This is a genomic window from Acetobacter tropicalis (assembly GCF_030644465.1).
GTDB lineage: Bacteria > Pseudomonadota > Alphaproteobacteria > Acetobacterales > Acetobacteraceae > Acetobacter > Acetobacter tropicalis.
Map to the genome: position 1 here is coordinate 1,847,501 of NZ_JAUYUW010000001.1, position 11,067 is coordinate 1,858,567.

The following is an 11,067-nucleotide window of genomic DNA, read 5'->3' on the forward strand; positions in this document are numbered from 1 at the left end:
GAAACCGGCTGTTGAGTGCAATGGCATAAGCCCGCCTGACTGCGAGAGTGACAGCTCGAGCAGAGACGAAAGTCGGCCATAGTGATCCGGTGGTCCCGCGTGGAAGGGCCATCGCTCAACGGATAAAAGGTACTCTAGGGATAACAGGCTGATCTCCCCCAAGAGTCCACATCGACGGGGAGGTTTGGCACCTCGATGTCGGCTCATCACATCCTGGGGCTGGAGCAGGTCCCAAGGGTTCGGCTGTTCGCCGATTAAAGTGGTACGTGAGCTGGGTTTAGAACGTCGTGAGACAGTTCGGTCCCTATCTGCCGTGGATGTTGGAGACTTGAGAGGATTTGTCCCTAGTACGAGAGGACCGGGATGAACACACCTCTGGTGCACCGGTTGTCGCGCCAGCGGCACCGCCGGGTAGCTAAGTGTGGACGGGATAACCGCTGAAAGCATCTAAGCGGGAAACCCACCTCAAAACTAGGTCTCCCCAAGGGCCGTGATAGACCATCACGTCAATAGGCCAGGTGTGAAAGCGCAGTAATGCGTGCAGCTAACTGGTCCTAATCGCCCAATAGGCTCACTCTCTTACCGTTCCCTTAAAAGAACGGCCCGTGCACAGAAATCATCCATGCAAAACGTCATACTTCATCATACCCAACCGTCCACACCACCCCAACTCAAGGGTGATTTGGATGACCTGGTGGCCATGGCGGGGAGTGATCCACCCGATCCCATCCCGAACTCGGCCGTGAAAACCCCCAGCGCCTATGATACTGCGGCTTAAGTCGTGGGAAAGTCGGTCGCCGCCAGGTCTTCCAAATCACCCAAAAATCAACACAAACGCGGGGTGGAGCAGCCCGGTAGCTCGTCAGGCTCATAACCTGAAGGCCGCAGGTTCAAATCCTGCCCCCGCAACCAATGAATCCTGCACCAAGAACTTATTAAGAACGCCAGCATCCGGGTGATGCATGACGTTCTTCTTGTTCGTCGCAAAAATAAGCATCGCAGCTAAATCACCTTCAAGAAAAATTCCAAGCTCGTCCTTCTCGGGAATAAGCCTGATCCGCGTGATCAGGGACCGGATGGCTTCCTTAGCCTGCGTCCCGGTGGCTTCGTTCTGCAGGCTGTCGTGGAGGACGCCGATCTTCTGACGATACAGTTCCGCCATGTTCGGATGAAGGAGTGGAGGTGGGCAAGGGGCCTCGGCCAGCCGTGCTTCGATCTCGGCCTTGCGTGCTTCAAGTTGCTCCATGCGTGTCTTGAGAGCAGAACTGGCAAAGCCATCCAGGATCGCCTGAACGGCCTTGTTCAGTTCGCGCTCGATTTTGGGAAGTTCGGATTTCAGGGTAGCCAGATCGGCTCCTTTTTCCATCCGCAGCCGGTTGACCTCTCGTGTGAACTCGTCACAGAATTCCTTGAAGAGGGCAGGATCCATCATCTGGGTCCTCAGACCGTTGAGCACGGATTTCTCCAGGACATCTCGCCGGATTGTCAGGCGGTTCTCGCAGGTGCCCTTGTTGCGGGCTGTCGAGCAGCCAAGATGGTTTTTGGAGATCATCGAGAAGCCACCGCCACAGCAACCGCATTTGCTCAGACCGGTCAGGAGATGGGTCGGACGCTGCAGGGCGTTGAGCGGATGAGTGCCAGTGCCGCGGGATTTCTGGGACCAGGTCGTTTTGCTCTGACGGGCTTTGACCGCCTCCCAAAGATCCTGCTCGATAATCCGCAGTTCAGGCACATCCTGGATGGCCCACTTGGATTCAGGGTTCAGGCGTGAAACACGTTTCTTGGTAACGGGATCCTTGAGATAGCGCAGGCGGTTCCAGACCAGGCGACCGATATAAAGCTCGTTATTGAGAATGCCCGTGCCCCGTTCCCGATTACCATTGAGGGTTGATGGCCCCCAGGCTCCTGAAAGAGGCCCGCGAAGACCTTCTGCGTTCAGGGTAAGAGCAATGGCTTTGGGAGATTTACCGTCGGCATACTCCTGAAAGATCCGGCGGACGATCTGGGCCTGCTCGTTATTAATGGCGCGTTCGCCGTAAATGCGTTCCCCCTCTGCATCGCGGAGCTTGAGAACATCGTAGCCATAACACAGCCCGCCCCCTGATTTACCGTCCTTAATACGGCCGTAGAGGCCGCGATGGGTGTTTTTTGAAAGTTTATCAATGAACTCCGCGTTCATTGTGCCAGTCAGGCCAATATGCAGAGCAGTGATCCTGCCCTCACTGAGCGTCTCGATTTCTATATCCGCAAACTTCATGCGCTTGTAAAAACCCGCCACGTCTTCCTGATCACGGGACAGGCGGTCCAGACCTTCTGCCAGCACGATGTCAAACTGTCCGGCCCGCGCCTGTGCCATCAGGTCCTGAATGCCGGGGCGGAGCAGGGTTGTACCGGAGATCGCCCGGTCACTGTAGCTGGCAACGATCTGCCAGCCGTTTTTTTCTGCGTGTGCGCGGCAGATCCGGAACTGGTCCTCGATGGAGGCATCCCGCTGGTTGTCCGAGGAATAACGGGCGTAAAGCGCAACTCTCATGTCGGTTCGATCCTGTCAGTTCTCTGGCGCGTCCTCGTTCAGAGGATGCCGTGATCTTTGCTCTGCGTACCAGTCTCTGGCTGCCTGCCGGGCCAGAAGTCGAACCAGCGACCTGAGGGTGTGTACGGACTGAGGTGTTGAACACACCTGCTGGGACGACGGAATAGGGGTGACGGGGTCGACCATCGCGCTGTGCCTCCGGAATTGCAAGCACGATCCTCGCGATAAAAAAGAGGTCTGAAACGTCCCCTTTGAAGGGGACTCTCCAAATGACGCTTAATGGCAAGAGAGTGTGCCGGACTGATGATCATGATTTGCGGGGCTTTGATTCAGGACTTTCCTGTCTGGCCATTTCCCGGACAAGACTTTTGGGCAGGGCCGGCAGTGGCAGGAAAAAGGGTGACCCTGACGCTCTGTCAGGTTCAAGAAACGAAGGGGGTGTGGTGCACTGCTCATAAAAAGCACGGCGCGTCTGATAGATCTGGCCTGTTATGCCACTCCTGATCCGTATGAACGGAGTGGTCTGGGCCAGCCATGAGTCTGGATCGAATTCCGGGGCGGAGAGTGCAGTCGCCTCGGGATAGTCAGAGGACTGGAAGCGGGGACTATTGCTCTGCAGAAGCTTCTGTTCCAGCCCCCATCTCTGGAACCACAGGGCATAGGCAAGTGTTGCGACTGTCAGTTCCCGGTCACGATCATCGTCCATGAAACTGCGACGGGGTCGCAATGGTCGGATATCGCAAGTGCCGGCCCTACGTCGGTCCTCAGCATTATGAGAAGGGAGATAGTGGGTGCACCAGATGACATCCATGGCTGCCAGAAGGGGAATAACGCCTGCGAACTGTTTTTTGAGTGCAAAAAACCGCTTGCGTTTATGGCCTAAATTACGGGACCGCTTTCCGGGGGGAGGTGGGGGATGATAGCCGGTCGGGAAAGGATCATGGGGCTCGACCAGCAGGATGTCCGCACCGTTCAGAGCATCAAGGGTCTGTCTGCAGCGTTGCCAGGACAATGGAATGTCCGGATGGTGAAAATATGCACGGGCCGCGATGTGTAAAGGTCGTCCGATAAACACCCTGGCTTCGTGAAGGATCCTGTGACGCATCCTGTCGTAGGTTTCGAATGAATAAGGGGGAGCAAGTGTGGGATCTGGTTCTGAAAAAAAATCTGAATATTCTTTGTTTTTATAAAGGGTTTTGTAGATAGCTTGGAGGGTATCAAGCTGCTCGGAAAGGCTATTGCGGCTAATCTGGCTCAGTTCATCGTCCTGTTGAGACATGAATAAAGACCGGAAACTTTGTCCATCAGGAGGGCCGGCTGCGAGGGTTTCCCGCAGATCCTGCTCAAGCAGGATCTGCGCCACCCGAAGACAGGCGGTCGGGGAGGAATGGTGTTGGGATGATTGACCGCATGATGTTGCTGTCGTTTGGGGAAGGCGCGTCTGCTCTGGTGTGAGGCACTCTAAAAGGAGAGCCTGCATGCGGAAGTTCAGAAACCTGTCTTTTACGTTTAGTGGAACTAAAACCGTTCTGGTTGTGCTTTGCATGGTCCGTTGGAGCCTCGAAAAAGCTGTTTCTTCACAGACAGATAGAGCAACAGAATCATATCGGTATTTTTTCTGCTCTCACAAGATAATATCGATATTCTGTCCCACATCGGCGGTTATCATTTTTAATGCAGAACAGGCTATGAGTCCCCTTCAAAAGAGACTCCCGCTCGTTGAGCCGTTCGGACAAGGTATCTGCATAACTCCAGTTTGGGGTAAGCAGGAAAGGATGATCGGAATGCTGCGGGATAATCGCATCCGGGCTATGTCTTCGGAACAAAGAATAGCGTGGTTGAGTCGTAATGCGCGCTATAATAAAAAGAAAGATATACTTGAGATGTGGAGTATTATTACATGGTCGTGGAGAGAAGTGACACTGAAGACCATCGGACTGGTCTACCCAGCAGAGGTTCGTGGCGCGACAGTGGCCTGGAAGTCCTGGGATAACGTCCGTGAAATTGCGGCCCGATATCCTTATGATTCCAACAAAAAAGGCGATATGCCGGTTTATTCAAATCCGGTTCGTCAGGAATGGATAGAGAGAAGTCGCCGGATTGGACATAAAAGCGGCAAACTGGAGATATGGCATATTATTTTTGGATGTTGGGTTCCTGTAAATCTCGAGACGCTGGCGGCAAATTATTCCGTGGCTTACTGGCATAGTATCGGTCTCGAAAGAGCCTGGATTGAACTTCAGAGTGGCGATATCGAAATAGAAAAAGAGGAGATGAGTTTTGATGAGTCTGTCAGGCTTGTTTCTGAAAAGCTCTTTGGAAAAGGGAGTGATGTCGCGGCAAATTATGAAGAACGCATTTACGTCCTCAATGAAGACGTTAATCTCCCAGAAGAATTAAAAAACGATAATTTACCCAATAAAAAATTGGATTTTATGACGCGACTGCCAGAAAGGATTCCATCGTGCCTTGAACATTGGGCTGCAGCGCAAACAGCTCCCGTGACGTCCAGACTTGTGACGGAGGATTTGCTCGGGTGCGCTTGGCCCCTGTCAACATCACAGATGAGGGCCCTGGCAAATACTATGCGCCAGGCAGGATGGGAATTAACCCGCAAGGCGAGTATCAGGTTCTGGCTCAAAGTAGATCAGAAGTGATCAGAGTAGTGGAAATTATGGCGTCTCTTGTGTTCAGAGGAAGGGGCATGCCGCCTATGAAAATATTATTCTTCCGAAACCGTAATACCTCAATTCCACCACACATATAATATTAGTATTCAGATGCATTTTGAGGTGAAAGTGCAAGCTCCTTCTGAGGGAGGGAGCTTGCAGAAACATCAGGTGTCAAGGCGCTGACGGGTAATCAGTATAGCCATGAGCCCCTTGTGAGTACCAGGTGCGGATATCGTCCTTATTCAGGGGAAGGTCATTTTCCAGACGATGCACCAGATCCGGATTGGCAAGGAAAGGCCGACCGAATGCAATAGCATCGGCCACACCAGTGGCAACCGTTTTGATCGCGTCTTGCCGTGTGTAGTCCTGATTCAAAACTAATGGTTTCGTGAAAACTTGGCGGATTGGTCCATGGAGCTTTGGCTGGTCGGTCTTGCCAAATGTACCATTGGGGCCGGGTTCGCGCAGTTCGAGGAAAGCAATATTCAGATTGTTCAGGAGCTTTGCTGCAGGCACAAAAACCTGTTCGGGATGGCTATCGATGCAACCTTGGGTGTTGCCATTCGGTGAAAGCCTTACGGACGTTCTGTCTGCACCAATCGTGGCGATCACCCGTTCCGTGACCTCATGCAGAAAACGAATACGGTTTTCAGGAGAACCACCATAGTCGTCGGAGCGGTGGTTGGTGCTGTCCCGAAGAAATTCATCAATCAGATAGCCGTTAGCGGCGTGAATCTGGACCCCGTCAAAGCCGGCAGCCAACGCATTGCGGGCGGCTTTTTCGTAATCATTCAGAATGCGGGCAATATCATTTTTGTTAAGAGGACGAGCGACTTCGGGAGCCTGTTTCCCATCATAGGTATGTAATGGCTCAGGGGCCTTCGTCGCTGAGGCGGAGACTGGCTGCTGCCCCGTCACACTGGAATGCACCATACGGCCCATGTGCCAGAGCTGTGCTACGATCTTTCCGCCCTTCGCATGCACTGCCGCAGTAATTGGCTTCCATGCTTCTACCTGCTCCTGCGACCAGAGGCCCGGTGCATAAGGCCATCCAAGGCCTTCCCGACTGATCCCGGTTGCTTCTGAGATAATCAGCCCTGCATCGGCACGCTGAGCATAATACTCAGCCATAATGGCGGTTGGAAGATGCTCTCGGGTGCCTCTGGCGCGTGTCAGTGGTGCCATGAGAATTCTGTTGCTGGCGTAAATGCTTCCCAGTTCAATCGGCTCAAACAGGCTGGGCATGACAGATCCTTCCTAAAAGATGCAGTTTCTATAAACTGGGTAAGCTTCGTGGGGATTACAACAGGACGATTACTACCTCGTCTGAGAAGAAGTGAGTGCTCACTGTCTGCAAGTCGTAAGCATCCGGCGAGAGACGCGGTCATATTCAGGCGGCGATGGTATTGTGGACGTGCTGGCTGGTTTTCCAGTTCCAGGGGAGAAGTTCCTGGAGGCGTGGATTAGGGATGTCGACAGATACACGTGTTTGTCACCGGAATGATAAGCACAATCCAACTCATTGGCGTGCCGTATTGATAAAATACACTGTTATCCCATGAGGCTACAAACACCTCATGGGATAACTTATATACAGCCTAGCCTCTTTCTCTCTAGAGCTATGCAGCATTATATTTCTGATTGAAAAATAGAAAGGTGTTGGAATGCTTGAGGTCTATCCAAATTTATTTGTCGGTAATGAGATTGATGAGCAGTGCCTTCAAGGCGATCCGAACTGGTTCTTTATTCATGCTTGTAAGGAGCCGTATCATCGGCAAGCACTAGGTTATACAGGCAGAGCCGCATCAAAAGGTCACCCAGAATACTTAATAGCACGACGCAATCACCGTCTCATCCTCAATTTAGTCGATGTGGCAGATGTCAATTATGTCTCTTCTGATATCATTGATGCGGCACTTAAGGCTATTGACGTGCCCCCCGGAAATGTCACCATTTTAAAGTAGAGTCCGATCGAGAAGGATACGGACGAATGAAACGCAGTCGTTTTACGGAAGAGCAGATCATAGGGGTGCTGAAAGAACAGGAGGCTGGGCTCAAGGTCTCTGATCTTTGCCGCAAACACGGGATCAGTGATGCGACGTTTTACAAATGGAAGACCCGCTATGGTGGCCTTGAGGTATCTGAGGCCAAACGGCTGAAGGCATTGGAAGATGAAAACAGTCGTCTGAAGCGTCTCCTGGCGGATGCGATGCTGGATAATGCGGCGTTGAAGGAAATTGTTGGAAAAAAGTGGTGACGCCTGTCGCAAAGCGGCAGGCGGTCCTACACCTTCAAAAGGCTCTGGCACTGAGTGAGCGTCGCGCCTGTGCCCTTGTTGGTCTTGCCAGGCGTGTTGCGCGGTATATTTCCACCCGGCAGCCGATGCTCGCCCTGCGCCAGCGCCTGGTGGATCTGGCGAGCCAGAGACGCCGCTTTGGCTATCGCCGCCTGGGTTATCTTCTGGCGCGGGAAGGGTTTAGCCCCAATCTCAAGAAGCTGTTCCGCCTTTACAAGGAGGAAGGGCTGAAAGTCCGCCATCGGGGTGGCCGCAAGAGGGCGCTGGGGACGTTCTCCCATGACCATCCCTCAGGAACCCGGGCAGCGCTGGAGCCTGGATTTTGTCTCGGATGCCCTGATCTGTGGCCGCCGGTTCCGCATTCTAGCTGTTATCGACGATTTCAGTCGCAAGAACCTGGCATTGGTTGCCGACACGTCATTATCAGGTGGACGGGTGGCGCGGGAACTGACGGCTCTGGTAGAACGATATGGCAAACCCCTCATGATTGTCAGCGACAACGGCACGGGAGTTCACATCGCATGCCATCCTGAAATGGGCAGATGAGATGAAGGTTGAATGGCACTATATCGCCCCCGGGAAACCGCAGCAGAACGGCTTTGTCGAAAGTTTCAACGGCCGGCTGAGGGATGAATGCCTCAACGAAACGCTGTTCACCTCCCTCAGCCATGCCCGACAGGTTCTGGCTGACTGGCGGGAAGACTACAACACGGTGCGTCCCCATTCCCAATTGGATGGCAGGACACCGGATCAGGTCGCCAGACCGCGTCTCGCATGCCCCCGAGACACTTGTCATCCCACCAACCCCAAGCCATAAAAAACGGGAACTCTCCTTTTGAGTGGATACAAAAAGGGGGGCACGTCACTATTCACGCCAACATTGGTAATATCAAGGTGTTGCTCCATTGCAATCAAGGTCAATCACGCTCGCCCTCAATCGCTCTCCTCTATTTAGCGCGGTATACAGATCTATTTGTGGGGTTGGATGTGGATAAGGGGGTCGCAGAGTTCCGGAAAATCTATCCGTCATATGCTCCAGCGCGAGGGATGGCTGATTATATCCGATTAAATTGGGCACAATATCAATTTTCTGGCTAAAACGACCTTTCTCTGTTGACCCAACTCACACAGTAGAGAACGCTTGGCTCATGTTCGCATTTTGCCCGCCACACAATTCAGTGGTTTGTCTCACATAAGGGCGGATACCATTCGCCTGCTTAAGCTTTAGAATTATTCGTCATTTCAGCACCTTCTGGCTAACGCTAAATATATTATAGGGGCACTTAGGTTTCAGAAGTTGTTTTTACTCCAGTCGGCAACCTAGAGAGCAGGTCAGCAGCAATAATCGGTACACGTGCCGCGTCGATATGCTCACTGGCGTAACAACGCGCCAGCAATTCGTCTCCTAAATACGCGTCATATTTTGCTCGCTTCATATCAGGCACTAGTCGGGCTAGAGCTTCCGCGTCAGGCGCAGGCCTTTCAGCGAGAGTTTTCAGGGTGGCAACCAGTTTGCCTCCGTCTTTAGCCGGAATTGTGACCGCGATACCCTCCGAATTGGCCGTCACGCCATGAGAGGCAAGCGCTAGCACCAAGGCCAGTTGAGCCCGATTACCGACCCAGGGGAAAAGCAGGAGTTCGTCCTCATATCGATATAAACCTGCATGCCGCAATCCAAGATTATCGAATGTCACTCTGGCTTCCGTAAGGCATTCAAGAGCTATCTTGTCGAGAAAGCGAGGAATGGCGATGCTCTCATAAACCCGACGCATCTCCGCTACGACTTCATCGGCGGGGGGTAAGCCCTCGCCACCGAATTTGGGCGGCACGCCACCATACGCTCGTGTGACCAAAATTTCCCGGCGTTGATTGTCGAGCTCGATCACCCGCCACCGACGTCCGGCGAAGATGATGAGTTGTTCCGGCATTACCGGGCTATCGACCGGAAGCGTGCCAAGGTTCCGTCCGCGATCCGTAATAACCTTGAATTCGTCAGGCGTCATGAATACGGCGTAAAACCCACGGTCATTGATGACCCGTTCGCCTTCTTCGCCTGGTAAAAGCGTTCCGTCTGGCGCCTGCTCAATAAGCTGAACCTCCGGATGCTTCATTCGCCGCAGCACATCAATGTAGAGAGCCTGATCGATGTCAGGATATACTCGACTCTCGATCAAGAGGTTCCAGCCCTGTTTGACTGTCAGCCCGCCGTGTTGAGCAATCAGTGCCAGAATTTGCTGTATCAGCGTGGAAAGATGCAAACACCCAATTTGAGGCGGTTCATTCCAGCGCCTCAGCATCAGATTGAGCATGGCGATGCTCTGCACCGTGCGCGGCCGCATGGCATCAATGGGATGGATGCGTTCGTCAATCGCCATCTCGGTGGTGTAGACCCGCATTACTGAGGATTGTCCCGCACGCCGACCGGAACGCCCCAGTCGCTGGCGCATGCCTGAAACAGTGTGCCCAGGCCCAATCTGGCTCACAGCATCAATGTGGCCAACATCAATGCCTAGTTCGAGCGTCGTGGTTGCGATAATGGAGCCTGGTCGATCATCTTCTTTCAGCCTTCGTTCGGCTTCCTCACGGTGCTCACGCGATAAGCTACCGTGATGAGCGAAAAACTCCTCCGGCAGGCCCGATGTTTCACAAAGACTACGCAGTCTTGCAGTGTACAGTTCAACATTCCGGCGCGAGCCAGCAAAAATCAGACTCCGATGCCCTCGAAGCGTGTCGAAGAGGTGTGTCGCGATCTCTATGTCTGCTGTGCTCTCGGTTGCCTCGCCCTTGTCTGAATTCGCGTCACGTTGCTTCAGGCGTGGCTGTATATAGCCGCGAACCTGAAGTTTCAGGGGTTGGCTACCCATTTTAGATTCCAGTATCTCCACGCCATCCGGATTGAGTGGCCGTAAGAAAGCAGCTGAGATCCTCATGTCGGCCAGGGTGGCCGACAGGCCCACGCGAACGACTGGATGCCCTGCGGCGATCTCGATACGATTGAGCAGAGATTGAAGTTGGCGTCCGCGCTCTGCATCCATAAAGGCATGCACCTCGTCGATCACCATGTAACTTAGCGCAGCGAACAGACGCTTTGCTTCATTCCCTCGTCGGACGAGGATGGCTTCCAGACTTTCTGGTGTAGTCAGCAGTATCCCCTGGGGCCGCTTGCGTGCTCTTTCCTTGACGCTGCTGGCCACATCCCCGTGCCACTTCCAGACAGGCATCTCCACTTCTTCGCAAAGTGTCTCCATTCGACCGAACTGGTCATTGATAAGTGCTCGCAAGGGGCTGATATAAATGGCCTCAAACCCGGCTCCGGGTTTGCGTTCATCTGTAGCCAGTCGCGAAACAATCGGCAGGAAGGCCGCCTCGGTCTTTCCGCTTGCTGTCCCGGCCGCAATAATGAGATCCCGTTGTCCTTCCAGCAGAACCGGAATGGATCGTTCCTGGATATCTCGAAGCTCTGCCCAGGCCTGACGCCAGATCCAGCGCCTGACTTTCTCGTGCAGCAGATCGAAAGACGTCGATGCGCTGTCATCTGAGGCTTGCCCGAACGGGTCGGACGGCAC

General features: G+C 53.4%; 6 protein-coding genes, 1 tRNA gene, 2 rRNA genes and 1 pseudogene (1 of these 10 running past the window's edge). 6 read left to right on the forward strand and 4 right to left on the reverse strand.

The genetic code is table 11. The features are described 5' to 3' along the window. The 3 genes from QWU00_RS08225 to QWU00_RS08235 all read left to right on the forward strand — a co-directional run. A 23S ribosomal RNA gene (locus tag QWU00_RS08225) occupies positions 1-579 on the forward strand (it extends 2,162 nt beyond the left edge of the window). Positions 580-690: 111 nt separating this feature from the next. Beyond that, positions 691-806 (forward strand): 5S ribosomal RNA (gene rrf, locus QWU00_RS08230). Positions 807-835: 29 nt separating this feature from the next. Further along, positions 836-912 (forward strand) — tRNA-Met (locus tag QWU00_RS08235). Here the strand turns inward: QWU00_RS08235 and QWU00_RS08240 are convergent. After that, the gene (locus QWU00_RS08240) at positions 869-2,533 is read right to left on the reverse strand and encodes a recombinase family protein (protein WP_150395651.1); all 1,665 of its coding nucleotides are present in this window, start codon (positions 2,531-2,533) and stop codon (positions 869-871) included. The genes QWU00_RS08235 and QWU00_RS08240 overlap by 44 nt on opposite strands. Before the next feature lie 307 nt (positions 2,534-2,840). Continuing rightward, positions 2,841-4,013 (reverse strand): hypothetical protein, encoded by a 1,173-nt coding sequence (locus QWU00_RS08245; protein ID WP_150396152.1) that lies wholly within the window; start codon positions 4,011-4,013, stop codon positions 2,841-2,843. A gap of 295 nt (positions 4,014-4,308) precedes the next feature. On the opposite strand from QWU00_RS08245, the gene QWU00_RS08250 reads away from it, so the two are divergent. Beyond that, positions 4,309-5,190: a hypothetical protein gene (locus QWU00_RS08250; RefSeq protein WP_304651034.1), complete on the forward strand. Its 882-nt coding sequence runs from the start codon at positions 4,309-4,311 to the stop codon at positions 5,188-5,190. 186 nt (positions 5,191-5,376) lie between these two features. Here the strand turns inward: QWU00_RS08250 and QWU00_RS08255 are convergent, their stop codons facing one another. Next, entirely contained in the window at positions 5,377-6,450 is a 1,074-nt protein-coding gene (locus QWU00_RS08255) for an alkene reductase (protein ID WP_187668713.1), read from the reverse strand. A 419-nt stretch (positions 6,451-6,869) separates the two neighbouring features. Here QWU00_RS08255 and QWU00_RS08260 point away from each other — a divergent pair, with 419 nt between their 5' ends. Beyond that, a complete protein-coding gene (locus QWU00_RS08260) occupies positions 6,870-7,169 on the forward strand; it encodes a hypothetical protein (RefSeq protein ID WP_187668714.1) in 300 nt (99 codons plus the stop codon). Positions 7,170-7,195: 26 nt separating this feature from the next. Continuing rightward, positions 7,196-8,318, forward strand: a pseudogene (locus QWU00_RS08265) (IS3 family transposase). Between the two features lie 466 nt (positions 8,319-8,784). Here the strand turns inward: QWU00_RS08265 and QWU00_RS08270 are convergent. Further along, positions 8,785-11,067: a DEAD/DEAH box helicase gene (locus tag QWU00_RS08270; protein ID WP_231551661.1), complete on the reverse strand. Its 2,283-nt coding sequence runs from the start codon at positions 11,065-11,067 to the stop codon at positions 8,785-8,787.